A 25,655-nucleotide genomic window follows, 5' to 3' on the forward strand; every position below is an offset into this window, starting at 1 on the left:
CGGTGGTGAAGACGATGCGCCCCGCCGCATGGTTTTCGCGCACCAGCGCCTCGAGCCCCGGCTCGAAGATCGGGATGAACCCCTGGTTCAGCCGCTCGACCTTGGCCGCATCGACATCGACGCAGACAACGTCATGGCCGACCTCGGCCAGAACCGCAGCCTGCACAAGCCCGACATAGCCAATTCCAAATACCGTCAAGTTCATCCCGTCAAATCCTGTTGTTTGTAATGTTGCAAGTCCGGTGCGGGACTGCTCGCCGTTTGCGGATCACTGCAGGGCGCAAGCGACCGAACCCTCGAACTGGCAAGGTTCGCCAAGCGCGGTGAACGCAACGCGCTCGACAGCCATCGTCACCGGCTTGCCGGGATCGACAAATGCGCCCATCCACTCACGCAGCGTGTCGGTGCCCCACAGGCTGAAAAAGATCTTCTGGGGATGGCTGGGCAGTTGTGAGGCATCGGTCACCTCGTGCACGAGCTTGCCATTGACGTACCAGCGCAGCCGTTGCTTTTCCCAGACGAAGGCATAGTCGTTGAAGCCCTGATCAGTGCCACCTGCGACATCGACCAGTTTTTCATCATTCGACTTGCCGCCGACATAGGCGTTGACCTGCACCTTGGAGGGATCCTTGGTCAGCACCTCGAAATCGATCTCGTCATGCGGCTGTTTGTGCACAGGACCGATATAGGTGAAGAAGGCCGCGTTGAGCCCTGAGCCGGTGCCGGTCTTCATACGCGCCTCATAAGTGCCGTAGCCGAAGCGCTGCTTGGTCTGCACTTCGGCGCAGGAATAATCGCGGTTCTTGAACGGCTTCTTTTCGAAGGTCAGTATCAGTTTGCCGTCGGCGAGCTTGAGTTGGTCCTTCGACCAGGTGCAGTTCTGATGCTTGCCGTTGTCCCATCCGTCGGAGACGAACCAGCGCGAACTGCTGAGACTGTCGAAATTGTCGACGAATGATTTGCCGGTGGCATCCTCTGCCAGCGCACCGCCTGTTGCGGCAAGCAAACCCACGAGCGCGACCGACAACTGCAGGGCGCAGAAGCGGTTGGCGACATTTTTCTTGTCGAAGTTCATACCCAAGTCATCCTTGTGCCTGCGTGCCTCCCGCCCGAGAACCACATCCAACACCCGACCGGGCTCGCGCCCAGCCGGCAAACTTCCTCCTCCAACCTCCCTGATTTTGTTGCCAGGCCGATATCGCTTCAGCGTCAGGCTATGTGGCCACTTCCCCCACAGCCTTGCCACCTTCGGCAGCAAACATGTCGACCGAATGACGAAGTCCGGAAACGAATTCCGTTTGCCTGCCCAACACCTCGATGCGGCGAAGGCAGTTCTTGAGAGCTTCGGTCAGTTGATCCATCTCAGCTGCCCGCCGCGAAGTTGCAGCATCATTGTCCATGGCTTCGACCAGAAACGCAGCATTGGCCGATACCGCCTCGTAACGGCTCCTGATGCCCGCCTTTTCCGCCTCGACCTCGGAAGCAAGTTGGTCTAGCGCGCGCGCCAGCCGTTCGAAGCGCGCGCGATCCGTGTCCTCGTCGCGATCTGGGCTGCGGGTGCGAAATGCGAAGATCGATGTCATCGTGCTGCTCCGCGCTAATAGTCGAATGACATGCTAGCGCCCGCGCACTCACCGGCAACTGCCGTGCCGGGCATCAAATAGTGGTAGCGGGGTTCGCCCCGAGAAGGCGCGCGAGACACCGCCCGGCGCAGCGGTTCGATCTTGTCCCTGACGATCCCGCCCACGACACCAGCCAAATTGGACGGGGAGCGAAATGCAAAAGCTGCTGCGTCGGCGAGCCCGCTTGCAGCCTTGAGGTCGAGGAAGCGACGCAGCCTGTACTTGTCCCTGACGTGGCGCTCATGTCGGCGCAGCACCGCCTTGAACTCCGCCGCAAGCTCTGGATCGCCCAAAAGCGAAAGATCGGCGTCGGCCAGCCGCCGCAAATCCTCGGTGCGATGCCGGCCGCTGAGCGAATTCGGCCGCACGACAGCGCCGTAGCCGCATGACCGGATCAGCTTGAAGCGCGCGCCATTCAGCATCGCCCTGGTGTAGAGTGCGTAATCCTCGCCCAATCGTAGCGATTCATCATAGCACAGGCCATGCGTCTCAAGTGCCGCGCGACGGATCACCGGCTTGAGAAAGCCGAGTTCGCCGCGCTGGGCGCCGCGCCGAGAAATATTGCCCTTGATGAACTGCACCGGGTCCAGAAACTCGGGAGCGGAGGCAAAGCGCGGCACCTTGCCTGACAGCAAATCTCGGGCGGAACCTGCGTGAACAAAGACGATGTTGTCGGCAATCAGGTCCCAGTCAGACCCGCGCAACAGCCTTTTGAACCTGCCTTCCAGGAAGAGATCGTCTGCGTCGAGGATACTGATGAGCGGCGCCTTCGATTGCCTTATAGCTAGGTTACGCGCGAAAGAGGGGCCACGATTGACGTCGAGGCGCAGCACCAGAAGCCGGCCGCTGCCGTCTTCTGCGGCACGCGCCACAGCTTCGGTCGCGTCGGTCGAAGCATCGTCCACGACCACGACCTCAGCCACTTCGGGCTCCCGTAGAGCCGAGTCTATGGCTGTCGCAATCGTCTCTGCCGCATTGTGCGCGGCAATGATGACACAGACGTCGGTTCCGCTCACGTCGGTAGCCTTTCCGTCATAGTCCCGCCTCGGGCAGAGCTATATTGCACCTGCGAACATGGGAACCCCAACTTTTGTTACGGCGATTCACGTTCCTGCCCGCGGGCATCGGCTCCTTGGACCGCTGACGCGCAGCTTTCCAAGGCATGCCGTCAGATCGCGGCGATCACATCCCGTGGCCGCGATTTTCGTAATGATGGCGATGCAAAGATGCGTGTCGGCCCAGGCTGGAGCCGGTTCGCCGTGATGAAGGCGGAGTGGCGCGGCAAGCGATTCTGGCCCGCCAACCTGCTCAGTGAGCGCTGCCTTTCGAGGTCATGTCCTCAGTGGGCACAGCAGCGCCGTTTTCCGCCGGAGCCTGCGCACTGTTGTGATTTCCGGCATTTTTCGGTGCGCTGCGAAGCACCATCGCAACGACCGCCAGGAAGTATCCGACCTGCAGAATCACCGCGCAGATGACTATGCGCAGCAAGATCACGCCCCAGCTAGCAGCATCCAGATAGGACCAGAGTGCCACGATGGCGATCACAATCACCAGACCAAGGATAAACTTTGGCAATGTCATTACGTTTGGCCGCCTGCCTTGGGCAGCGGCCTCATAACCGTCGCGTTAATACTTGCCATGCCCCTAGCCCTCGCAAGCTTCCGCCAGCGCCTATTCCCCGCATTCATCTTGGCGCGGACGTATTGATGGCCGGTCAATCCGAGGAACGTCGTGCCATTATATTGGTCGGCCCGGTCCTCAGCAAGCCGAGCACTCTGTCGCGCCTTGTCCACATCGATGCCGATGCGTGTTGCACTGCACGAAAACCGTGGCGACGGAGCCATTCGATGGTTTCTGCAACAGAATTGAACCTGCTAGCTGTTCAAATTCGGTCACCAGTTCGAGATTTCATCATTTAACGCGCTTCTTTGGATGGCATGTTGCCAATAATCACTGAAATTACTTGAGACGCACTGCCGCAAGTCCGTATATTCGATTCTTCTGAAATACAAATTTTGCTGACCATAAAGCTGTCACAATGCGCATTTCCTGTGCAACCTGCGGTCGACAATCATCCTTGCATTGGCTGCATTGTTTCAAGCGCCAAGAAATCGTGTTTTGCAGCGCAGCATGCCGTGGCTATTTTTGCCCCGGGCGGGTCATTGACCAACTGGAGTAGCAGCATGAGGGATATTGCCAAGTCGACCAGCTTGGAATTTCCGCACGCGGCCATGGAATTTCCACCGTTAGGTGGCGCAATCAAGCGTGGTTTCGACGTCGTTGGCGCCAGCGCCGGGCTCATCGTTCTCAGCCCGCTGTTCTTGCTGATCGCCTTGCTGGTCAAGGTTTCGGATGGCGGATCTGTGTTCTATGGCCATCGCAGGATCGGCCGCGCCGGCCGGATTTTCCATTGCCTCAAGTTCCGCACCATGGTGCGGGACGGCGACGCTGTTCTCGCCGCGCATTTTCGCGACAATCCCGAAGCCAAGGCCGAATGGGAATCATCACGCAAGCTCAGGGACGACCCGCGTGTCACTCGCGTCGGTGCCGTTTTGCGCAAGCTCAGCCTCGACGAACTGCCGCAGATCGTCAACATCCTGCTGGGCGACATGAGCATCGTCGGCCCCCGTCCCGTGGTGCGCGACGAACTCGAATATTACGGCAAGGCCGTGGTGTTCTACTTCAAGTCGCGGCCGGGCCTGACGGGCCTTTGGCAAGTCAGCGGACGCAACGACGTCTCCTATGACAGTCGGGTGGCGTTCGACCGACACTATGTCGAGAACTGGTCGCTGGCCGGCGACATCCGCATCATCCTCAAGACGGTCCCGGCCGTCTGCATGTCGCGCGGCAGCTACTGAGCTGCCGCAATCGAGGCGGTGCCCTGACAGGGCGCGCCTCCCCCTCACCTGTCGGCATCTTCGCATGCCGCGGCACAGGAACGGACAGCAGATTTGAAATCCTACACGGCACTTTTTTCGCGCTCGCGCGCGCGGCAGATCGGCGGCCTTGCTTGTCTTGTAATCGCCCTTTCCGCATCGACGGCATTTGCCGACGACTACCAGCTTGGCACCCAGGACAAGCTGACTGTTCGCGTCGTCGAATGGCAGACGGTCGAGGGTGCGTTCCGCGACTGGTCGTCGGTCAGCGGCGACTACACGATCGGACCGTCGGGTAATCTGTCGCTGCCCTTCGTCGGCGAAACGCCGGCATCGGGCAAGACCACAGCCGAAATCGCCGAGACGATCGGCAAGACGCTGCAACAGAAATTCGGCCTTTCCGACCGGCCAGAGGCATCGGTCGAGGTCGCGCAATACCGCCCCTTCTACATCTCGGGCGACATCAAGACGCCGGGGCAATATCCCTACGCTCCGGACCTCACCGTGCTCAAGGCAATCAGTATCGCTGGCGGCATGCGCCGCGGCGCCGATGGCGAGCGCACCGAGCGTGACCTGATCACCGCGGAAGGCAGCCATGCCGTCCTGTCCGACGAACAGCTTCGCCTGATGGTGACCCGGGCCCGCATCGAGGCCGAACTTGCCGGCGACACGGAGGTTGCAGCACCAAAGGACATTGCCTCCTTGCCTGCTGTGCCCGCAATGATCGCCGACGAAACCGCCATCATGGTGTCGCGCCAGAAAAAGATCACGCTCAGGCTGCAAGCCCTCGATGACCTCAAAGGACTGCTTGAGCGCGAGATCGTGTCGCTGGGTCAGAAATCAGAGACGCAGAAGCGCCAGGTCGAGCTTGCCCGCAAGGAGCTCAGCGGCATCGACACGCTCGCCCAAAAGGGCCTGGTGGTGAACACGCGACTGCTGTCGACCGAGCGCGCCATTGCCGAAATGGAAGGCAAGATCCTCGACCTCGACACGGCAATGCTTCGAGCGAAGCAGGACATCAGCAAGGCCGAGCAGGAGGCGATCGACCTCAAGAATGACAATGTGTCGGAACTCGCCGTCGAGCGCCAAAAGGTAGTGGCCGAACTCAATGCCGTGACGCTCAAGCTTGGAACCCAAAAAGGGCTCATCTCTGAGGCGGGCGGCGTCGCACCCGCAACTGCCGGCGCCAGACAGCCGCTATCCTATGTGCTTGTGCGCAAGAGCAGTGGCAAGACCAAGGAAATCGCCGCCGCCGAGGATACGCCGGTGCTACCCGGCGACGTCCTCAAGGTCGAGCGCGCAGCCAGCCCGTTGATGCAGTAGCCACGGCAGACGCACCAAGATGCGGATCAGAAAGGCATTGCTGGTCGACCCAGGCAAAAACACGCTTTACGGCGCCTTCGCGGTCACCGTTTCGTTCTTCGTGTTCGCCTATTCGTTCCGCCTCGGCCAGGGTTCGATCCTGATGTACTACGCGGTCTGGCTGCCGCTGATCCTGGTAGACTATCGCTTAACGCTTGGTCGTCTCGCCAGCTCGCCACAACTGCTGGCCTTCGCGCTGATCGCGTGCCTGTCCTATTTCTGGTCCGACGCGCCTGATGTGACCAGCCGGGCCGCTTTGCAATATCTGTCGCATGTCGTTTGCGCAGTCATCGCCGCCAGGGTGATCGATGCCCGTACGCTCAGCATCGGCGCCATGGCCGGGATCGTGGTGGTGTTGGTCTACTCCATCCTTGTCGGCAGCTCGGTCTACGATGCGCTCGACGGCACCTACAGTTTCGTCGGTGCCTTCGGCTCAAAGAACCAGCTTGGCTTCTACGCGTCGCTGGGCGTGCTTCTCGGCTGCTACTTCGGGCTGTTCCTCACCCGAGGGCGCATCGCACGCCTGCTTGCGCTCGGCGTCGTGCTCTTGTCGGCAGCATTGCTGGTCATGTCGCATTCGGCGACCTCCATGCTGGCGACACCCGCAGCCGTCGCTCTGGTGATTGCGATTGCCGGCCTTGAAGCCTTCTCTCCCACCCACCGCAAGATCTTCTTTCTCACGGGCTCGGTGCTCGCCGGTGCCGCAGTGCTCGCGGCACTCAATGTCGGCGCGGTGGACATGGTTTTGGGCGCCTTCGGCAAGGACACGACTTTGACCGGACGCACCTACCTCTGGCAGCAAGGGCTGGAGGCGGCAGCCAACACGCCCTGGCTGGGCGTTGGCTACCAAGCCTATTGGGTGCAAGGCTTCTCCGAGGCGGAGCGCCTTTGGAACGAGTTCTATATCGCCTCGCGAACCGGGTTCCATTTCCACAACACCTATGTCGAGGCGCTGGTGGAACTTGGCTATGTCGGTGCCGCGGCCATCATCCTGCCGCTTCTTGGCGTGCTCAGAAGCTGCATCTGGCGGCTCCTCAATGAAAGAGACTGGACCGAGCCGCTCTTGCAGACGGGATTGCTCGCGCTCCTAGTCATCCGCTCGTTCTTCGAGGTCGACATCTTGCAGCCCTATGCGATCGGTTCGTTCCTGCTTTACTACTGCTGGGCCCGCGCCAAGGAGCCGACGGCAATCCGCGCAACTGACCAATCGCCGGCAACGGTCCGGCTTTCTGAACCAAGAGCCATTTGACGGGTGCACTACCGCGCAACCGCGATTGCGCGCAGATCCCGCTCATCGCCTCAACGTGAATCGGCCCGGAAATCGAAAGCGATTTCCGGGCCGATTTATCACGTTGAAAGAGGCGCCAGCGCGGAGACCCGCGCCGGCGTTGTCATGCCGACTGGCGGAACTTGGTTTCGTCGATCGCCGCCGCCATCAGGGTCTTGGTGTAGGCTTCGCGCGGGTGACCGAAAATCTCTTCGGTCGGACCTTCCTCGACGATCTTTCCCTGCTTCATCACGATGATGTAGTCCGACATCGCGCGCACGACGGCCAGATCATGGCTGATGAACAGGTAGGAAAGATCGTGGTCCGCCTGGAGCGTGCGCAACAGTTCGACGATCTGCTTCTGCACCGACCGGTCGAGCGCCGATGTCGGCTCGTCGAGCACGACGACCTTCGGCTTCAGGATCATCGCCCGCGCGATAGCGATGCGCTGACGCTGCCCGCCGGAGAATTCGTGCGGATAGCGGTTGCGCGTTTCAGGGGAGAGGCCGACCTCGCGGAGTGCTTCCACCGCGCGCTTGTCGCGCTCCTTGGAAGACAAGGACGGCTCGTGCACGAGCAGGCCCTCGGTGATGATCTGCCCCACCGTCATGCGTGGCGACAGCGAACCGAACGGGTCCTGGAAGACCAGCTGAAGTTCCTTGCGCAACGGACGCATCTCGCTCTTGTCGGCCTTCGACAGGTCCTGATTGGCAAAGCGGATCACGCCTTCGCTCGGCAGCAGCCTGAGCAAGGCACGGCCCAGCGTCGACTTTCCCGATCCCGACTCGCCGACGATGCCGATGGTCTGGCCGCGCTTGAGCGTCACCGAAATGCGATCGACAGCCTTGAGCAGCATCGGCGGACCGGCAAGGAAGCCCCCACCGATCTTGAACTCCACCTCGACATTGCGCCCTTCGAGCAGGATCGGCGCATTGTCTGGAGGTGCGGCCTTGCGACCGGTCGGCTCCGCGGCGAGCAGCATCTTGGTGTAGTCATGATGCGGGTTGGCAAACAGCTCGTCGGCCTTGCCTTCTTCCACCACCTCGCCATAACGCATGACATAGACACGGTCGGCAAAGCGCCGGACGATACCGAGATCATGGGTGATGAAGACGATTGCCATGCCGAGCTTGCGCTGCAGTTCGGCAAGCAGCATCAGGATCTGCGCCTGGATCGTCACGTCGAGAGCCGTTGTCGGCTCGTCAGCGATCAGGATGTCGGGATCGTTGGCAAGCGCCATGGCGATCATCACGCGCTGGCGCTGGCCGCCCGACATTTCGTGCGGATAAGACTTGAGGCGCCGTTCCGGGTCGGGAATCTTGACCAGTTCGAGCAGCCTCAGTGCTTCGGCGCGTGCCTCAGCCCCGCTCAGTCCGCGATGCCTGCGGATCGGCTCCATCAACTGGTTGCCGATTGTGTAGAGCGGATCGAGCGAGGTCATCGGCTCCTGGAAGATCATGCTGATCTTGCGGCCACGGACTTTGTTGAGTTCCGATTTGCCAAGTGTCAGCAGGTTCTTGCCACGATAGTCGACAACGCCGGTGGCCTCGCCATTGGATGCCAAAAGGCTCATCGCCGCCATCATCGTCTGGCTCTTGCCGGAGCCGGACTCACCGACCACGGCAACAGTCTCGCCGGCGTCGACGTGAAGGTTGATGCCCTTCACCGCATTGACGACGCCGTCGAGCGTACGGAAGCGGACCCGCAGGTCCTTGACCGAAAGGATTGTTTCTCCAGCCATCTCACCTGTCCTTCGGATCGAGAGCGTCACGAAGTCCGTCGCCGATGAAATTCAGCGCAAACAGCGTCGAGACCAGGAAGAAGGCCGGGAACAACAGTAGCCAATTGGCGGTACCGATGTTCTTGGCTCCGACGGAGATGAGCACGCCCCAGCTGGTCATCGGTTCCTGCACACCGAGCCCAAGGAACGACAGGAAGCTCTCCAGGATGATAACCTGCGGTACCAGCAGCGTCATGTAGATGACCACCGGGCCGAGCAGGTTGGGGATGACGTGCCGCTGCACGATGCCTCGCGACCTGACGCCGAGCGCTTCCGCCGCCTGGACATACTCTTGTCTACGGATCGACAAGGCCTGGCCACGTACGATGCGCGCCATGTCGAGCCACAGCACCGCTCCCACCGCTAAGAACATCAGCACGAAGTTTCGCCCGAAGAAGACGACCAGCATGATGACGAAGAAGATGAAGGGCAGTGAATAGAGCACGTCGACGATGCGCATCATCACCTCGTCGGTCTTGCCTCCCATGAAGCCCGCGGTGGCGCCATAGACGACCCCGATGACCACAGCGACGATACCGGCGAGGAGGCCGATCGCCAGCGAGATTCGGCCGGCCATCAGCGTACGCGACAGCAGGTCGCGACCGGTGTTGTCGGTACCGAACAGGAAGTATTGCTGCTTGATCGAAGCGCTCATCACCGCCGACAAGCCATCGGCAGCCGTGCTTTCCAGCTTGGCGTCGTCGAAGGTGTCGGAACGGTCGAGATAGCGGATGTTGCGTTCGTCGAGCGGCTTGGCCGACGTCACCGTGATGAACACACGCTCGCCTTCCTGCCGCCATTCCTTGACGTCGACACGCATGCGCCTGACAGCATCGTTCATGGCGGTCTCGATCATCTCGGGCTTCGGGTAGGCCGAAATGCTTGGCGGGGTCCTGACGTAGTCGGGATAGATCGTCGTGTACTGATGCGGCACGAAGAACGGCCCGACGATACAGACCGTCGCCATCGCGATCAGGTAGAAAAGGCTGAACATCGCAGCCTTGTTGGCCTTGAGGCGTGCCCAGGCATCACCCCAAAGCGAACGCCCTACGACAGGCGCGGTAATGGCTGTATCAGTCATAGCGCACCCTTGGATCGAAGAAGGCATAGAGAATATCGACGATCAGGTTGAAGGCGATCGTAAACATCGCAATCACCACCACCGTGCCCATCACCAGCGTGTAGTCACGATTGAGCGCGGCATCGACGAAGTAGCGGCCGATTCCGGGGATGGCAAAAATCGTCTCGACGATGATCGAGCCGGTCAGCAACGCCGCCGCCGCCGGACCCGCATAAGACACGATGGGCAGGACAGCACCTCTCAGCGCATGCTTGACCACCACCGACCAGTCTGACAGGCCAAGCGCACGCGCCGTTCTGATGTGATTGGAGCGCAGCGACTCGATCATCGAACCACGCATCAGGCGCGCCACGATCGCGATCTGTGGCAGCGACAGCGTCAGGATCGGGCCGATCTTGTTGATCCATGCACCGTCCCCCCAGCCGCCGATCGGCAGCAGCTTCCAGGTCAGGCCGAACAGCAGCTGGATGACCGGAGCGATGACGAAGGTCGGGATCGTGCTGCCAGCGGTGGCAAGTGCAATCACCGAATAGTCGCCAAGCCTGTTCTGGTTGAGTGCTGCAACGATACCGAGCACCGTGCCGACAGCAAGCGCCAGGACGAGAGCCGACAGGCCAAGCTGAACCGAGATCGGCAGACCGTTGGCGAACAGCTCGGTAACGGTGAAATCGGGCAGGTTGTAGCTGGGACCGAAATTGCCGTGCAGCAGATTCTTGAGATAATTGAAATATTGAAGCCAGATCGGATCGCTGAGACCGAATTGGGCTTCTAGGTTTGCCTTGATCTCGGGGCTGAGACCGCGCTCCTGATTGAATGGGCCGCCAGGGGCGACGCGGATCAGGAAAAAGGCAAGCGTGACGATGACAAACATCGTCGGGATGGCGGTCAAAAGCCGCCGGAATACGTACATAAACATAGCTACCACGCCTTCGCAGGTTAGCCGGGACCGCCGCCCCCGTTTTCAGGAGGCGGCGGAAGTGCCGGGACTAGTCCTTGCTGACGAAGCGCGAAGGATGAACGTCCATGACGTTCTCATCGAAGCCCTTGATCTTGGGCGAGACGAGGTTCTTGTAGCTATAGTAGAGCAGCGGGATCTGGCCGACGTCGTCGATCAGGATGCGCTCTGCTTCTTCGAGGTCCTTCAGACGGACTTCCGGCTTGCCACCATCAGCGGCTGCCTTGTCCATCGCGGCTTCGAAGGCCGGGCTGTTGTAGTTCGAATAGTTGTTGCCCGAAGCCTTGCGCGAGATGCCGAGGAAGCTTTCCGGATCCTTGTAGTCGGCAATCCAGCCGGCGCGTGCAACGTCGAAGTCACCCTTCTGTTCCAGGTGGCCGTAGTGGGTCTTGGTGTCGGTGTTGAGCAGTGTCACCTCGATGCCGAGCGGCTTGAGCTGCTCCTGGATCGCGACAGCCGTATTCTTGTGGTTCTCCGACGTGTTGTAGCGGATTTCCATCTTCAGCGGCTTGTCAGGGCCATAGCCGAGCTTCTCGAGGACCTTCTTGGCTTCGTCTTCGCGGTCGATCTGCGACATCTCGGCGAACTTGGCGATCGACGAGGAGTAGCCTTCGATGCCTGGAGGCACCATCGAGTAGCCGGGCAGCATCGAATTCTGCCAGACCTTTTCGGCCAGGAAGTCGCGGTCGATCGCCATCGAAACCGCATTGCGCAGCTCGACATTGTCCCACGGCGCCTTGTCCGTCTTGATCGCGTAGTAATAGGTGCCGAGATAGGCGCCGATACGCAGCTGATCGCCGAACTTGGCCTTGAGGTCAGCCATCTGCTCGGTGGGGATATCGTCGTTGGAGTCGAGTTCGCCGGCTTCGAAGCGCTTGATGGCGGTCGAGCGATCTTCGGTCGGGAAGTAGTTGACGGCGTCGAGCTTCACACTGGCGGCGTCATGGAACTTGGGGTTCTTGACGAGCTTGATGTGGTCGTTCGGCACGAACTCAGCGAGCGTGAATGCGCCATTGGAAACCAGGTTGCCCGGCTTGATCCAGTCGGCGCCGAGCTTGTCGATCGCAGCCTTGTTCACCGGATAGGTGGACTGGTGCGTCAGCATCTCGAGGAAATAAGGGGTCGGCGACTTGAGCGTCACTTCAAAGGTGTTGGCATCGACAGCCTTGACGCCGAGTTCTTCGGGCTTGGCCTTGCCGGTGTTCACTTCTTCGGCGTTCTTCACGACATAGAGCATCGAGGCGTATTCTGCGGCGGTTGCCGGATCCTCGAGGCGGCGGAAGGAGTAGACGAAGTCGTCAGCCGTAACCGGGCTGCCATCCGACCAGGTACCGCCCTGGCGAAGCTTGAAGGTGTAGACGGTGCCATCGTCCGATACGGTCCAGCTCTCGGCAGCGCCCGGAATGATCTCGGCGTCCTTGTCCTGCATCACCAGACCCTCGAAAAGGTCGCGCAGGATGTGAGCTTCATAGACCGTCGAGGTCTTGTGCGGATCAAGCGATTCCGGATCGGCCGAATTGCCGCGATTAAAGACGACCTCCGCAAAAGCCGGAGCGGACAGCGCTCCGGCGGACAGCGCAAGCGTCGTCGCAAACACTGTCGCTTTCAGCATGTTCTTCAGCATGTGTTACTACTCCCAATTAGGCGTGTTCCCCGTAAACACGGCCTCGCCTGGTTAGCGCCCGAATGCCGGATTTTTCCGGTTTCGTTGAGCGAGCCGGCAGCTCCCTACCGCCAGCGGTGGCTGACACTAGACACGACTTTTTTTATTTTCAACACGACTCGTGCTCACCTAAAGTCAACTTGAGCGAGTTCAAACCAAGCGCGCGATAAAGTAACCGAGCGGAGCCAATGTGATACGGCCTACTTCGAGGTCGCCGGCAGCTCCGGGAAACGCGAATGGTTCTGCACCGCCAAGCCGTGCTGGAACCGGCCATGAAGCTGCTTTGTCGGCAAAATTGAAGATGCAGAGCAACCGCTCATCCCCGGCTTCCCGCACAAAAGCGAGCACGTCGCCCTTGGCTTCCAGAAGCGCAATCGAGCCGTGGATAAGTGCCGAAAGCGTTCCGCGCGCAGCAAAAACTGAACGGTAGCGAGCCAGCGCCGATTCCGTTTCACGCTGTTGCCGGTCGACCGCGAGAGCGCGATGTTCCGACGGAATCGGCAGCCACGGCTTGCCATCTGTAAAGGCGCCTTGCTCGGCCTGGGCCTCCCAAACCATGGGCGTGCGGCAGCCGTCGCGGCCTTTGTAGCCCGGCCAAAAGCGAATGCCGTAGGGATCGCGCAAATCCTCGAAGGCAAGCTCCGCCTCCTCAAGACCAAGCTCTTCGCCCTGATAGATACAAATCGATCCTCGCAGACAGGCAAGAAGGCCGATGGAGAATTTGGCCACGGTTTCAGGGTCGCCTCCGGGCCTTGTCCAGCGTGTCACATGGCGGATCACATCATGATTGGAAAAGGCCCAGCAGACCCAGCCATCGGTCACAGCCTTTTCGAAATCTGCGATGCAAGTGCGGACATGATCTGCCGAGAATTTCGGGCCCAACAGGTCGAACGTGTAGCACATGTTGAGCTTGTCGCCGCCTGACGTGTAGGCGGCCACCGTCTGCAGCGAACGCGCACCATCGCCGACTTCGCCTACCGAAGCGCGCCCTTTATACTCGTTGAGCAATGCGCGGAAGCGTTTGAGAAAATCGATGTTTTCGGGCTGCGTCTTGTCGAAGAGATGATCCTGATACTCGTAAGGATTGGGTTCTTCGTTTTCGCCAGCGATGCTCTTGGGCAATGGCGGGTTGTCGCGCAGCCATTTGTCGTGGACGTAGAAATTGACAGTGTCGAGCCGGAAACCGTCGACGCCGCGATCAAGCCAGAATCGCACCGACTCCAAAAGCGCATCCTGTACGTCCGGATTGTGGAAGTTGAGGTCTGGCTGCGAGGCGAGGAAGTTGTGCTGGTAATATTGCCTGCGGGTCGAATCCCACTCCCAGCCTGGGCCGCCAAAGATCGACATCCAGTTGTTGGGGGCGGTTCCGTCAGGCTTGGGCGGAGCCCAAATGTACCAGTCGGCCTTGGGATTGTCGCGGCTCGCGCGGCTTTCGACAAACCAGGGATGCTTGTCCGATGAGTGCGACAACACCTGGTCGATGATGATCTTGAGACCGAGCCGATGAGCCTCGGCGATCAGGGCATCGAAATCGGCAAGCGTGCCGAACATGGGATCGACATCGCGGTAGTCCGAGACGTCGTAGCCCATGTCAGCCATCGGCGACTTGAAGAAGGGCGACAGCCAGACCGCATCGACACCAAGCGACGCGATGTACGGCAGACGCCGGGTGACTCCGGCAAGGTCGCCGCTGCCGTCGCCTGTCGTGTCCTGAAACGAGCGCGGATAGACTTGGTAAATGACGCAGCCGCGCCACCAGTCGGCTGCCGGCGTTGCTCCGTCTTTCGGCATCATGACGACTCTCCTTGGCTGTCATCAGCAGGGCGTTCAAGTGCGAACCGGACACTGCGCGCTTGGACCGCAAAGCGTTCATTCACCGGCTCCAGCCCATCGACTGCCGGCCGCCAGAGAAAGCCTGACCGAACGGGAAGCCGAAAACCGGCGTCGCGCCGCGTTCCATTGATCAGCACAGCCAACCGTCCGCCGGGCTTGTCGCCGTTTGCGAGGAGCATCGACAAGCGATGTCGGTCGGGCTCATGCCAGTTGGCGTCCGACATCGGCCGGCCAGCCTCCGTCAGCCATTCGACATCGGGCACGGCCGATCCATCGCGGGGCTTGCCTGTGAAAAAGTCCAGTCCCACCAGCGCTGGCACCTCTCGCCTCAGCTTGGAAAGGGCGGCGACAAAGTCTTCCAGGGCGATATCGCGGTCGGCCCAGTCGAGCCACGTTAGTTCGTTATCCTGCGCGTAGGCGTTGTTGTTTCCGCGCTGGCTGCGTCCAAACTCGTCGCCGGCAGTCAGCATGATGGTTCCGCGCGAAGCAAACAGCGTGGCCAGCATCGCGCGCGCATCGCGGTCGCGATCGGCCAGAATGTCTGGATCGCGGCTTTCGCCCTCGACACCGTTGTTCCACGAAAAGTTCTCGTTGTGCCCGTCGTGATTGTGCTCGCCATTGGCCTCGTTGTGCTTGCGCTCGTAGCGAACGATGTCAGCCAATGTCATGCCGTCATGGGCCGCGACGAAATTGACGGTTCGCGTCCGCGCGCCATTGCCGAAAATGTCGGATGACCCGGCCAGCCGTGTTGCCAGCGCCCCAACCATTGCGCGGTCGCCGCGCCAGAACCGCCTGACGTCGTCGCGGTAGCGGTCGTTCCATTCGAGAAACTCTCCGGGGAAGCCACCGAGCCTATAACCGTTGTGGCCGATGTCCCACGGTTCAGCGATCAGGACGCGGTCGCCGATGATAGGATCGTTCCGCATCGCCTGGAGCAGCGGCGCATCGGCGGTGAATTCGCCACCAACCCGGCCCAACACCGGCGCCAGATCGAAGCGAAAACCATCGACGCCAGCATGGACGACGAAGTGCCTGAGACTATCGAGGACCAGCGCCTGTGCTGCCGGGCGATCGCAGGCGAGCGTGTTGCCGGTTCCGGTATCGTTGGCATAGCGGCCCGGATCGTCCACCGCCTCGCGATAATAGGCGCGATTGTCGAGGCCGCGCAGCGACAGGGTCGGGCCGAACTCGTCGCTCTCCGCGGTGTGGTTGAAGACGAGATCGAGGATGACGCCAATACCCGCCTCGTGCAGTGCCGCCGTCGCGTCGCGCAGATCGTCGATGCCCTCAGGCGCCAATCGCGGATCGAGCGCCATGAAGGTAACCGGATTATAGCCCCAGGCGTTGCCGAGGCCGAGGCGGGGCAGATGGCGCTCGTCCATCGTCGCCGTCACCGGCATGAGTTCGACGGCCGACACGCCGAGCTTCAAGAGGTGCTCGATGACGACAGGCTCGGCCAGCGCGCGAATGGTTCCACGAAGCTTCTTCGAAATGCCCGGGTGAGCCATCGAAAAGGCTCGCACCGGAACTTCGTAGATCAGTCCCCCCTGCCGAAAGATGGGCGGCGCTGTTGGCGCGGGCCGATGAGCAGTCGCCACCGTCTTCGGCACCAGTTGAGCAGTGTCGCCGCCCTGCCCGCGCGGTGCAGCCAGCCGGCCATCGTATCGATAGGCACGGTCCATGCGTATTGAGTAGGGATCGACCAGCAGCTTGTCGGGATCGAACCAAAACCCTTCGTCCGGCGCGTATCGCCCGTCGGCGCGGATGCCGTAGCGGGCCCCTTCGCCCAATCCGGCAACCGCGAGCGCGAAGACATCTTCATCTTCGCGCTTCAACTCCAGCCGCTCGATCTCGACCTTGCCCTCGGCGTCGAACAGCGAGACCCACATTCGTTCGGCTGCACTCGACCAGACGGCGAAACGAATGCCGCTGTCGGTAACGGTCGCGCCCAACCGCGGCCGATGTGCAGCCTCTGCGTCCATGGGCATCAGGTGATGACGCTCGGCTTGTCGCGACCGGTATGGCTCTTGATGCCGGCAATGTCCTCTGCCGCCTGGATCAGATCGGCAAGCGCTGCCTGCGTGTCGAGCCCATGGCGCGCCGGGTCAGGCTCGTAGCGGTCGATATAGACGCGCAATGTGGCACCCGACGTGCCCGTACCCGACAGGCGGAAGACAACACGCGAGCCGCCCTCAAACAGCACGCGGATGCCCTGGTTCTTGCTCACCGAGCCGTCGACCGGGTCGTGGTATGCGAAGTCGTCGGCGCTGGCGATCTTCATTCCTCGCACGCTTGTGCCCGGCAGCGTCGGCAGTTTGCCGCGCAGCTCATCGACCAGCGCGTTGGCGCGATCGGTCTCGACCTCTTCGTAATCGTGACGCGAATAGTAGTTCTGGCCGTAAGTCGCCCAGTGCTTGGCGACGATGTCCTTGGCACTTTCCCCGCGCACGGCGAGGATGTTGAGCCATAGCAGCACGGCCCACAGCCCGTCCTTCTCCCGGACATGGTCGGAGCCGGTGCCCGCACTTTCCTCGCCGCAGATCGTCGCCATGCCGGCGTCGAGAAGATTGCCGAAGAACTTCCAGCCGGTCGGCGTCTCATACATGCCGATGCCGAGCTTTTCGGCGACGCGGTCGGCGGCACCGCTCGTCGGCATCGATCGCGCGATACCCTTGAGGCCCGTCTTGTAGGCGGGCGCGAGATGGGCGTTTGCCGCCAGCATCGCCAGCGAATCCGACGGCGTGATGAAGATTCCGCGGCCGATGATCAGGTTTCGGTCCCCGTCGCCGTCCGACGCGGCTCCGAAGTCGGGGGCGTTCGGCCCCATCATCTCGTCATAGAGATGCTTGGCGTGAACGAGGTTCGGGTCGGGATGATGGCCGCCGAAGTCTTCCAGCGGCACGAAGTTGCGCGCGGTGCCATTGGCAGCGCCAAGCCGCTTTTCCAAGATTTCCTTGGCATAGGGGCCGGTCACCGCGTGCATGGCGTCGAAACGCATGCGGAAGCCTGACTTGAACAGCGCGCGCAACGCGTCGAAATCGAACAGCGTCTCCATCAGCTCGGCGTAATCGGATACGGGGTCGACGACTTCGACCTTGATGCCACCAACCTCGAAGGTACCAAGGCGGTCGAGATCGACCGGGCCGACATCGGCGATCTTGTAGCTCGAGATGACCTTGCTGCGGGCGTAGATCGCATCCGTCAGTTTCTCAGGCGCGGGGCCGCCGTTTTCGGCATTGTACTTGATGCCGAAATCCTCTTTCGGCCCGCCCGGATTGTGGCTGGCCGACAAGATGATGCCGCCAAAGGCCTTGCGCTTGCGGATCAGGTTGGAGGCCGCCGGTGTCGACAGTATGCCGCCCTGCCCCACCACGACGCGCCCGAAGCCGTTGGCCACCGCCATGGCGATGACCTTCTGGATCACCTCGCGGTTGTAGAAGCGGCCGTCGCCGCCAACCACCAGCGTCTTGCCGGCAAAGCCTTCAAGCGAATCGAACACCGACTGGATGAAATTCTCGGCATAGTTGGGCTGCTGGAAGACGGGCACCTTCTTGCGCAGCCCCGAAGTGCCGGGCTTCTGGTCATCATAGGGCGAGGTCGAGACAGTACGAATCATTCAGGCATCCCTTTTTGAGAGAAGCTTGCGGTAAAGTGCGGCATATTTCTGGGCGCTTCGATCCCAGGAGACATCCGATTTCATGCCTTGCCGCTGCAGGGAGGTCCAGCCTGCCGGCTCGGCATAAAGTGCATTCGCTCGCAGGATGGCGTGATGAAACGCGCCGGCATCTTCCGGCGTGAACTGGAAACCGGTTGCGACACCAGCCGCCACGGCCGCCTCGTTTGCGTCGATGACTGTGTCGGCAAGGCCGCCGGTGCGGGCAACGATCGGCACGCAGCCATAGCGCAAGCCGTAGAGCTGGGTCAGGCCGCAGGGCTCGAACCGCGATGGAATCAATATGCCGTCAGCACCGCCTTGGAGCAGATGCGACAGCCCTTCGTCATAACCGATGACGACGCCGACCCGCCCGCGATGACGAGCGACGGCGGCCAGGAGCGCGCCTTCCAGACCTGCGTCGCCCGACCCGAGGATCGCCAGCCGTGCACCGGAGGCGACAACCGGATCGATGATGGAAGCGAGGATGTCGATCCCCTTTTGCCAGGTCAGGCGGCTGACCACGCAATAGACCGGCCCCATATCACTATCGAGGGTCATACGCTCTTCGATGGCGCGTTTGTTGGCCTTGCGGCTTTTCAACGATTTGGCCGTATAGGTAGCGGCCAGGTGCTTGTCCGTCTCGGGGTTCCAGATGTCGTCGTCGATGCCGTTGACGATACCGTGGAGTTCGCCCGCCCGAAGGTTGATCAGCCCGTCAAGACCCATGCCGAAGGCTGGCGACCTGATCTCCTGAGCATAGGTCGGGCTCACCGTGGTGACCGCCCAAGCAGCTTGCAGGCCTGCCTTGAGGAAACCGACGCCGCCATAATATTCGACGCCGTCCAGCGCCATAGCCTGCTGCGGCAACCCAAGGCCGTTGAAGATGTTCGCACCAAACTGGCCCTGAAAGGCCAGATTGTGAACCGTCATGACCGAGGGCACGTTTGCCGCTTCGCCGTAACGCATGTAGGCAAGTGTCATTGCCGACTGCCAATCATGCGCATGCACGATGTCTGGCTTGTAGTCCTTGATCACGCCAGAGGCGATGTCGGCGCCAACTCGACCCAACGCAGCGAAGCGCCGCCAATTGTCCTGCCAGTCGGCTCCCGTGGCATCGCCATACGGACCACCCGGCCGATCGAACAGATGGGGCGCGTCGAGCACGAGCATATCGAGGCCAGCAACCTCGGCTGCATGCAATGCCGCCTTGCCGCCCTGCAATGCCGCGTATTGGTGGAGTGCTTTTTTCTTCTTCAGCGCAGCCATCACAACGGGATAACCCGGCACCAGACTGCGCGTCTTGATGCCCAGCCCGGCTAGCGCCACTGGCAGTGCGCCGGTCACGTCGGCCAGCCCGCCGGTCTTGATCAGCGGAAAAATCTCGGGCGTGACCGAAAGCACCTGCACCAGTTACAACTCCAGCCTGTTGATCATGTCCTGGGTGATCAGGCAGATGCCCTTTTCCGAGACGCGGAAACGCTTGGCGTCGAGCTTGGGATCCTCGCCGACGACCAGCCCCTCGGGGATGTGTACGCCGTGATCGATGACCACGCGATTAAGCCGGGCATAGCGTCCAACATGGCAAGCCGGCAGCATCACCACATCTTCCAGCGTAGCGTAGGAATTGATCCGAGCGCCGGTGAAGATCAGGCTCCGCCGCAGCGAAGCACCCGAAACGATGCAATCGCCCGACACGAGCGACGACACGGCTGAGCCGCGACGGCCGTCCTCGTCATGCACGAACTTGGCCGGCGGCGTCAGTTCGGAGTAAGTCCATATCGGCCAGTCGCGATCGTAGAGGTCGAGTTCGGGCGTAATGTCCGTCAGGTCGATATTGGCCTCCCAATAGGCGTCGACAGTTCCGACATCGCGCCAATAGGCCTCGCCTTCGGTGCTCGAGCGCACGCAGGATTTGGCGAAGCGATGTGCAACCGCTTTGCCGTGCTGAACGATGTAGGGGATGATGTCCTTGCCAAAGTCGCGGCTCGATTCAGGCTCGGCGGCGTCGCGGCGCAACTGCTCCATCAGGAACCTGGTCTTGAAGACATAGATGCCCATCGAAGCGAGCGCATAGTCGGGCTTGTCGGGAATGCCGGGCGGATCGGCCGGCTTTTCGATGAAGGAGATGATGTTGTCCTTCTTGTCGACATGCATGACGCCGAAGCCCGACGCCTCCAGGCGCGGCACTTCAAGGCAGCCGACGGTGACGTCAGCTCCCGCATCGACGTGCTGTCGCAGCATCAGCTCGTAATCCATCTTGTAGATGTGATCGCCGGCGAGGATGACCATGTATTCAGGGCCATATGCCTCGATGATATCGATGTTCTGGTAAACCGCGTCGGCGGTGCCCTCATACCACTGCGTCTCGGAGACACGCTGGCTCGCCGGCAGGATGTCGAAACTCTCGTTGCGCTCGGGCCGCAGGAAGTTCCAGCCGCGCTGCAGGTGTCGGATCAGCGAATGCGCCTTGTACTGGGTGGCGACGCCCAAACGGCGGATGCCCGAGTTGAGCGCGTTGGAGAGCGCGAAATCGATGATGCGCGTCTTGCCGCCGAAGTAGACAGCTGGCTTGGCGCGCCGGTCAGTCAGTTCCTTGAGCCGGCTACCACGCCCGCCCGCCAGGACATAGGCCATGGCATCGCGCGCCAGCGGCTGGTTTCTCTTGATTTCCATGGCACCCTCCCTGCTCAGTCCGCCACAAATTCAAGCATGATCGTCGCCAGCGGCGGCAGAAGCAGCGTCGCGGCTGCCCCTCCTCCATCCGTCGGCCGTGCGGTGACCACGCCGCTGTTTCCCTTGCCCGACCCGCCATAATCCAGCGCGTCGGAGTTGAAGATTTCCCGCCAGGTGCCGGCCTTGGGCAGCGGCACGCGATAGTTTTCGCGCATGATCGGCGTGAAGCTTGAAATGACGGCAATAGGGGCAGCACCCGGCGCCTTACGCAGCCAGGCAAACACCGAGTTCGCCGCGTCATCGACGATCAGCCACTCAAAACCCTCGGGTTCGCAATCGCGCGCATGAAGTGCCGGGCGCGAGCGGTAGAGAAAGTTGAGATCGCGCACTAAGGTCTGCACGCCTCGGTGCGGCGCATAGTCGAGCAGGTTCCAGTCGAGCGCCTTCGCTTCGTTCCACTCGGCGCGCTGGGCAAACTCCTGGCCCATGAACAAAAGCTTCTTGCCGGGGTAGCCCCACATGAATGCGTAATAGGCGCGCAGCGTGGCAAACTTCTGCCAGTCGTCGCCGGCCATCTTGCTGAGCAGCGTGCCTTTGCCGTGCACGACTTCGTCGTGGGACAGCGGCAGAACGAAATTCTCGCTGAACGCGTAGATTAGCCCGAATGTGATCTCGCCGTGGTGATGTTTACGATGGATCGGCTCTTTCGAAAGATACTCCAGCGTGTCGTGCATGAAGCCCATATTCCATTTGAAGCCGAAGCCGAGCCCGCCCTCATGCACCGGTTGCGATACCTTCGGCCACGACGTTGACTCCTCGGCAATCGTCATCACGCCGGGATGCGTGCCATAGACGGCGACATTCATCTTCTGCAGGAAACGGACCGACTCCAGGTTTTCGCGGCCGCCAAACTCGTTGGGGATCCACTCGCCTTCCTTGCGCGAGTAGTCGAGGTAAAGCATCGACGCCACCGCATCCACGCGCAGGCCATCGACATGGTATTTCTCGGCCCAGAACAGCGCGTTGTTGACCAGGAAGGACACCACCTCGCGTCGGCCGAAATTGTAGATCGCGGTGCTCCAGTCGGGGTGGAAGCCCTGGCGCGGGTCGGCATGTTCGTAGAGTGCCGTGCCGTCGAAATGCGCAAGTCCGTGTTCGTCGACCGGAAAGTGCGCGGGCACCCAGTCGAGAATGACGCTGATCCCGGCCTGATGGGCGCCATCGACAAAACGGGCAAAGCCGTCGGGATCGCCGAAACGTGCCGAGGGCGCATAGAGCCCTGTTGTCTGGTAGCCCCAAGATGGATCGTAAGGGTGCTCGGAGATCGGCAGGAACTCGATATGGGTGAACCCCGTCTCCGCAACGTAGGGGATCAGCCTGTCGGCCATCTCGTCCCAAGACAGGAAACTACCATCGTCTCGCCGCTGCCACGAGCCCGCATGAACCTCGTAGATGCTGATTGGCTGACGCCGATGGTCGGCGGCTTTCCAGTAAGCGCGGTGGGCGTCGTCGGCCCATTCGTGGACTTGGGGCCTGTCGGTCACCGATGCTGTCGCGGGCCTGAGTTCGGAGCGGATGGCGTAAGGATCGGCCTTGAGCGGAAGCCTGACACCTCGGGCACCGATCAGCTCGAACTTGTAGGGCCGGCCGGGACCGATGCCGGGAATGAAGATTTCCCAGATGCCGGTGTCCTGGCGCAACCGCATCGAATGGCGGCGGCCGTCCCAGTCGTTGAAATCACCGACGACTGAGACGCGATGGGCATTGGGCGCCCACACGGCAAAATGCACGCCGTCGACGCCTTCATGCGAAATCAGATGCGCGCCAAGCTTGTCGAACAGCCTGAGATGCGAACCCTCCGATATGAAGTAGTCGTCCATCGGCCCAAGCACCGGACCGAAGCTGTAGGGATCGGTGAGCCACCAGTCGCCGCCCGCGTTGCGCGCATGGTAGCGCAGCGACTGGCGCTTGCGGATCGTCAACTTGCCTTCGAAAAAACCGGTATCGTTGCGGCGCGCAAGCTCGCCGCAGGCTTTGCCGTCCAGCGTGTGGGCCGTGACAGATTCAGCGTGCGGCACGAAACAGCGTGCGAGGAAGCTTTTGCCCGATTGCTGGAGTCCCAGCACCGCGAACGGATCGCCATGGGTTCCGTTGACGATCGCCTCAACATCGCTGTCCGCCGCTTTTTCAAGCTCCGGTTTCGTTTCGGCGGCGGCGCCGGGCTTCAGCATGTTGCGGTTTCCCCTCCCAGGGTTCTGCGCGAGGTCAGCTCATGCAATCACATCAGGCCGGCACGTTCCAGATTTCTTTGGCGTATTGTCGAATGGTCCGGTCGGAAGAAAACCAGCCGACACGCGCGACATTGCGGATGGCGCGCGCGTACCAGTCCGGGCTGTCGCGCCAGACAGCATCGACCTGCCGCTGGGCGGCGGCATAGGAATCGAAATCAGCCGCGACCATGAACCAGTCGTGCTGGTAGAGCCCATCCATCAGTTCGCGGTAGCGGGCCGGATCGTCGGGCGAAAACACGCCAGACGAGATCGCCGCTACCGCCTGTTTGAGCTCGGGCGAACCGTCGATCACCGCGCCCGGCTGGTAGCCGCTGTTGCGGCGCTGGGCTACCTCCTCGGTCGTCAGGCCGAAGATGAAGATGTTGTCGTCGCCGACATGCTCCTTGATTTCGACATTGGCGCCGTCGAGCGTGCCAATGGTGAGCGCTCCATTGAGCGCGAACTTCATGTTGCCGGTTCCCGACGCCTCCATGCCGGCGGTCGAAATCTGCTCCGACAAGTCTGCTGCCGGCATCAGGATTTCGGCGGCGCTGACATTGTAGTTCGGCACGAAGACGACCTTGAGCAGCCCGCGCACCGAGGGGTCGCGATTGATCACCTTGGCGACGTCATTGGCCAGTTTGATGATCAGCTTGGCGTTGTGGTAGCTCGGCGCCGCCTTGCCGCCGAAGAATTTCACCCGCGGCATCCATTCGCGCTCGGGATGCGAGCGGATCTGATCGTAGAGCGCGACCGCCTCGATGATGTTCAGAAGCTGGCGCTTGTATTCGTGGATGCGCTTGATCTGGATGTCGAACAGCGCCGACGGGTCAACCCTGATGCCCAGCCGCTCGGCAACGAGATTGGCAAGCCTCTCCTTGTTGGCGCGCTTGACGCCGGCGAACTTCTCCCGGAACGCCGCGTCGCCGGCAAGGCCATCCAGCTCCCGGATCGCCTCGATTTCGTCGAGGAAGCGGTCACCGATCGCCTCGCGCGCCAGTCCGGTCAGGCCCGGATTGCATTGAATCAGCCAGCGGCGCGGCGTGATGCCGTTGGTCTTGTTGTTGATGCGTTCGGGATAAAGGCTGTGGAGATCGGCGAACACCGTCTCCTTCATCAGTTCGGTGTGCAAAGCCGAGACGCCATTGACGCTGTGCGAGCCGACAAAGGCCAGATTGCCCATGCGCACGCGGCGCTCGCCATTTTCCTGGATCAGCGAGATGCGGGTGATCTGTTCGCCGGTGAAGCGGCCGGTCGCCCGCGCTTCCAGCAGCACTTCGGCGTTGATCGCGTAGACGATCTGCATGTGGCGCGGCAACAGCCGCTCGAACAGCGGCACCGGCCAGCTTTCCAGCGCCTCCGGCAGCAGCGTGTGATTGGTGTAGGCAAAGGTGCTTTTGGTGATGCCCCAGGCCGTATCGAAGTCGAGCCCGTGCACGTCCATCAACAGCCGCATCAATTCGGGCACAGCCACAGCCGGATGCGTGTCGTTGAGATGGATCGCTGCCTTGTCAGGCAAGGAATTCAGGTCCCCATACTGGCTCAGATGCCGCTGAAGGATGTCCTGCAGCGAGGCGGTGGAGAAGAAATACTCCTGGCGCAGCCGAAGCTCCTGGCCTGCCGGCGTAGCGTCAGCCGGATAGAGCACGCGCGACAGCGCGTCGGCCTTGTTGCTTTCGCGCAGCGCGCCGATGTGGTCGCCCGCGTTGAATGCGTCGAGCAGGATCGGGTCGAGCGGCATGCCGGACCAGAGGCGCAGCGTGTTCACACGCGCACCGCGCCAGCCGACCACTGGTGTGTCGTAGGCTACGGCCAGCACCCGGTCGGTCGGCTTCCACACATGACGCTCGAGCCGCCCGTCCTTGGCGGTGATGGATTCGACCGATCCGCCGAAGCCGACTTCAAACGCACGCTCGCGGCGCTCGAATTCCCAAGGATTTCCATGTTCGAGCCAGGTTTCAGGCAATTCGACCTGCCAGCCGTCATGTATCTCCTGACGGAACATGCCGTTGGCATAACGAATGCCGTAGCCATGGGCGGGAATGTCGACGGTCGCCATGCTTTCCATGAAGCAGGCCGCAAGGCGGCCAAGACCGCCATTGCCGAGCGCCGCATCGGGCTCCAGCTTGGCAATGACATCGAAGTCGACGCCGAGTGAAGCAAGTGCCTCACGCATCGCTTCCATCAGGCCCAAATTGGAGAACGCGTCGCGCATCAGGCGACCGATCAGGAACTCCAAGGAGAGGTAGTAGACCCGCTTGGCGCTCTGGTCGTAAGCCTCCTTGGTGGAGGAAATCCATTCATCGACGATGCGGTCGCGCACCACCTTGATCGATGCTGTCAGCCAATCGTATTCGGTGGCAACGGTAGCGTCCTTGCCGAGCCGGTACTTCAGCGCCTTCAGGATTTCAGCAGCAAGGGCCTCAGGGCTGGTGTCGCCAAGCTGCGGCTGCGGGATTTTAGGGGTCTCTGCGCGGGTCATGTCGCCTCTCGCATGCTGTTCGGCCACCGGTTTGTTGCCTCCCTCGCCGACACCTGTCCTCCCGCACTCATGTTAGCCATTCCGAATGCGATCTCAATCGATTTAAACCTCCGCGTCAATATTGCGCGACGCGGAG

The 25,655-nt window shown here is 61.3% G+C and carries 18 protein-coding genes and 1 pseudogene; 3 read left to right on the forward strand and 16 right to left on the reverse strand.

Going from position 1 to position 25,655, the window contains the following annotated elements; translation table 11 throughout:
* From C8K44_RS15315 to C8K44_RS15335, 5 genes and pseudogenes are all read right to left on the reverse strand, one after another.
* A pseudogene (locus tag C8K44_RS15315) lies at nucleotides 1-205 on the reverse strand (UDP-glucose 6-dehydrogenase); the annotation flags it as partial.
* 63 nt (nucleotides 206-268) lie between these two features.
* Entirely contained in the window at nucleotides 269-1,075 is an 807-nt protein-coding gene (locus tag C8K44_RS15320) for a glycoside hydrolase family 16 protein (protein ID WP_109576676.1), read from the reverse strand.
* A gap of 139 nt (nucleotides 1,076-1,214) precedes the next feature.
* Nucleotides 1,215-1,583 carry a hypothetical protein gene (locus C8K44_RS15325; protein ID WP_109576677.1) on the reverse strand — a complete coding sequence of 123 codons (369 nt, stop codon included), beginning with the start codon at nucleotides 1,581-1,583 and terminating at the stop codon, nucleotides 1,215-1,217.
* A 14-nt stretch (nucleotides 1,584-1,597) separates the two neighbouring features.
* Nucleotides 1,598-2,638 (reverse strand): glycosyltransferase family 2 protein, encoded by a 1,041-nt coding sequence (locus C8K44_RS15330; RefSeq protein WP_109576678.1) that lies wholly within the window; start codon nucleotides 2,636-2,638, stop codon nucleotides 1,598-1,600.
* Between the two features lie 292 nt (nucleotides 2,639-2,930).
* Nucleotides 2,931-3,203: an exopolysaccharide production repressor protein gene (locus C8K44_RS15335; RefSeq protein ID WP_245417496.1), complete on the reverse strand. Its 273-nt coding sequence runs from the start codon at nucleotides 3,201-3,203 to the stop codon at nucleotides 2,931-2,933.
* 602 nt (nucleotides 3,204-3,805) lie between these two features.
* Here C8K44_RS15335 and C8K44_RS15345 point away from each other — a divergent pair.
* From C8K44_RS15345 to C8K44_RS15355, 3 genes are all read left to right on the forward strand, one after another.
* Nucleotides 3,806-4,480, forward strand: coding sequence for a sugar transferase (locus tag C8K44_RS15345; RefSeq protein ID WP_109576680.1), 675 nt, complete (start codon nucleotides 3,806-3,808; stop codon nucleotides 4,478-4,480).
* 93 nt (nucleotides 4,481-4,573) lie between these two features.
* The gene (locus C8K44_RS15350) at nucleotides 4,574-5,821 is read left to right on the forward strand and encodes a polysaccharide biosynthesis/export family protein (RefSeq protein ID WP_245417497.1); all 1,248 of its coding nucleotides are present in this window, start codon (nucleotides 4,574-4,576) and stop codon (nucleotides 5,819-5,821) included.
* Nucleotides 5,822-5,840: 19 nt separating this feature from the next.
* Nucleotides 5,841-7,109, forward strand: a complete 1,269-nt coding sequence (locus C8K44_RS15355; RefSeq protein WP_109576681.1) for an O-antigen ligase — start codon at nucleotides 5,841-5,843, stop codon at nucleotides 7,107-7,109.
* 142 nt (nucleotides 7,110-7,251) lie between these two features.
* Here C8K44_RS15355 and C8K44_RS15360 read toward each other — a convergent pair whose 3' ends face one another.
* The 11 genes from C8K44_RS15360 to C8K44_RS15410 all read right to left on the reverse strand — a co-directional run bounded on the left by C8K44_RS15360 (nucleotide 7,252) and on the right by C8K44_RS15410 (nucleotide 25,519).
* On the reverse strand, nucleotides 7,252-8,868 hold the full coding sequence (locus C8K44_RS15360; protein WP_109576682.1) for an ABC transporter ATP-binding protein: 1,617 nt from the start codon (nucleotides 8,866-8,868) through the stop codon (nucleotides 7,252-7,254).
* A 1-nt stretch (nucleotide 8,869) separates the two neighbouring features.
* Nucleotides 8,870-9,988, reverse strand: coding sequence for an ABC transporter permease subunit (locus C8K44_RS15365; protein WP_109576683.1), 1,119 nt, complete (start codon nucleotides 9,986-9,988; stop codon nucleotides 8,870-8,872).
* A complete protein-coding gene (locus C8K44_RS15370; RefSeq protein WP_109576684.1) occupies nucleotides 9,981-10,904 on the reverse strand; it encodes an ABC transporter permease subunit in 924 nt (307 codons plus the stop codon). The genes C8K44_RS15365 and C8K44_RS15370 overlap by 8 nt, the downstream gene beginning before the upstream one ends.
* 70 nt (nucleotides 10,905-10,974) lie before the next feature.
* Entirely contained in the window at nucleotides 10,975-12,567 is a 1,593-nt protein-coding gene (locus C8K44_RS15375; protein WP_109576685.1) for a peptide ABC transporter substrate-binding protein, read from the reverse strand.
* 189 nt (nucleotides 12,568-12,756) lie between these two features.
* Entirely contained in the window at nucleotides 12,757-14,397 is a 1,641-nt protein-coding gene (locus tag C8K44_RS15380; protein WP_109576821.1) for an alpha-glucosidase family protein, read from the reverse strand.
* A complete protein-coding gene (gene glgX / locus C8K44_RS15385; protein WP_245417498.1) occupies nucleotides 14,397-16,427 on the reverse strand; it encodes a glycogen debranching protein GlgX in 2,031 nt (676 codons plus the stop codon). The genes C8K44_RS15380 and glgX overlap by 1 nt, the downstream gene beginning before the upstream one ends.
* On the reverse strand, nucleotides 16,427-18,055 hold the full coding sequence (locus C8K44_RS15390) for an alpha-D-glucose phosphate-specific phosphoglucomutase (protein WP_109576686.1): 1,629 nt from the start codon (nucleotides 18,053-18,055) through the stop codon (nucleotides 16,427-16,429). The genes glgX and C8K44_RS15390 overlap by 1 nt, the downstream gene beginning before the upstream one ends.
* Nucleotides 18,056-19,501 carry a glycogen synthase GlgA gene (gene glgA, locus C8K44_RS15395; protein WP_109576687.1) on the reverse strand — a complete coding sequence of 482 codons (1,446 nt, stop codon included), beginning with the start codon at nucleotides 19,499-19,501 and terminating at the stop codon, nucleotides 18,056-18,058.
* Between the two features lie 3 nt (nucleotides 19,502-19,504).
* Entirely contained in the window at nucleotides 19,505-20,767 is a 1,263-nt protein-coding gene (glgC, locus tag C8K44_RS15400) for a glucose-1-phosphate adenylyltransferase (protein WP_109576688.1), read from the reverse strand.
* A 14-nt stretch (nucleotides 20,768-20,781) separates the two neighbouring features.
* Entirely contained in the window at nucleotides 20,782-22,998 is a 2,217-nt protein-coding gene (gene glgB / locus C8K44_RS15405) for a 1,4-alpha-glucan branching protein GlgB (RefSeq protein ID WP_109576689.1), read from the reverse strand.
* Between the two features lie 52 nt (nucleotides 22,999-23,050).
* Nucleotides 23,051-25,519: a glycogen/starch/alpha-glucan phosphorylase gene (locus tag C8K44_RS15410; protein ID WP_109576690.1), complete on the reverse strand. Its 2,469-nt coding sequence runs from the start codon at nucleotides 25,517-25,519 to the stop codon at nucleotides 23,051-23,053.
* Nucleotides 25,520-25,655: the final 136 nt, after the last annotated feature.

The organism is Aminobacter sp. AP02 (assembly GCF_003148805.1).
Classification (GTDB): Bacteria; Pseudomonadota; Alphaproteobacteria; order Rhizobiales; family Rhizobiaceae; genus Aminobacter.

Excerpts from the sequence above, each read along its gene's own strand:
- C8K44_RS15390 (WP_109576686.1), bottom strand. The coding sequence starts at position 18,055 with ATGATTCGTACTGTCTCGACCTCGCCCTATGATGACCAGAAGCCCGGC.
- C8K44_RS15360 (WP_109576682.1), bottom strand. The coding sequence starts at position 8,868 with ATGGCTGGAGAAACAATCCTTTCGGTCAAGGACCTGCGGGTCCGCTTC.
- C8K44_RS15345 (WP_109576680.1), top strand. The coding sequence starts at position 3,806 with ATGAGGGATATTGCCAAGTCGACCAGCTTGGAATTTCCGCACGCGGCC.
- C8K44_RS15335 (WP_245417496.1), bottom strand. The coding sequence starts at position 3,203 with ATGACATTGCCAAAGTTTATCCTTGGTCTGGTGATTGTGATCGCCATC.
- C8K44_RS15355 (WP_109576681.1), top strand. The coding sequence starts at position 5,841 with ATGCGGATCAGAAAGGCATTGCTGGTCGACCCAGGCAAAAACACGCTT.
- C8K44_RS15380 (WP_109576821.1), bottom strand. The coding sequence starts at position 14,397 with ATGCCGAAAGACGGAGCAACGCCGGCAGCCGACTGGTGGCGCGGCTGC.
- glgC (WP_109576688.1), bottom strand. The coding sequence starts at position 20,767 with ATGGAAATCAAGAGAAACCAGCCGCTGGCGCGCGATGCCATGGCCTAT.
- C8K44_RS15370 (WP_109576684.1), bottom strand. The coding sequence starts at position 10,904 with ATGTTTATGTACGTATTCCGGCGGCTTTTGACCGCCATCCCGACGATG.
- glgB (WP_109576689.1), bottom strand. The coding sequence starts at position 22,998 with ATGCTGAAGCCCGGCGCCGCCGCCGAAACGAAACCGGAGCTTGAAAAA.
- C8K44_RS15375 (WP_109576685.1), bottom strand. The coding sequence starts at position 12,567 with ATGCTGAAGAACATGCTGAAAGCGACAGTGTTTGCGACGACGCTTGCG.
- C8K44_RS15365 (WP_109576683.1), bottom strand. The coding sequence starts at position 9,988 with ATGACTGATACAGCCATTACCGCGCCTGTCGTAGGGCGTTCGCTTTGG.
- C8K44_RS15320 (WP_109576676.1), bottom strand. The coding sequence starts at position 1,075 with ATGAACTTCGACAAGAAAAATGTCGCCAACCGCTTCTGCGCCCTGCAG.
- glgX (WP_245417498.1), bottom strand. The coding sequence starts at position 16,427 with ATGCCCATGGACGCAGAGGCTGCACATCGGCCGCGGTTGGGCGCGACC.
- C8K44_RS15325 (WP_109576677.1), bottom strand. The coding sequence starts at position 1,583 with ATGACATCGATCTTCGCATTTCGCACCCGCAGCCCAGATCGCGACGAG.
- C8K44_RS15410 (WP_109576690.1), bottom strand. The coding sequence starts at position 25,519 with ATGACCCGCGCAGAGACCCCTAAAATCCCGCAGCCGCAGCTTGGCGAC.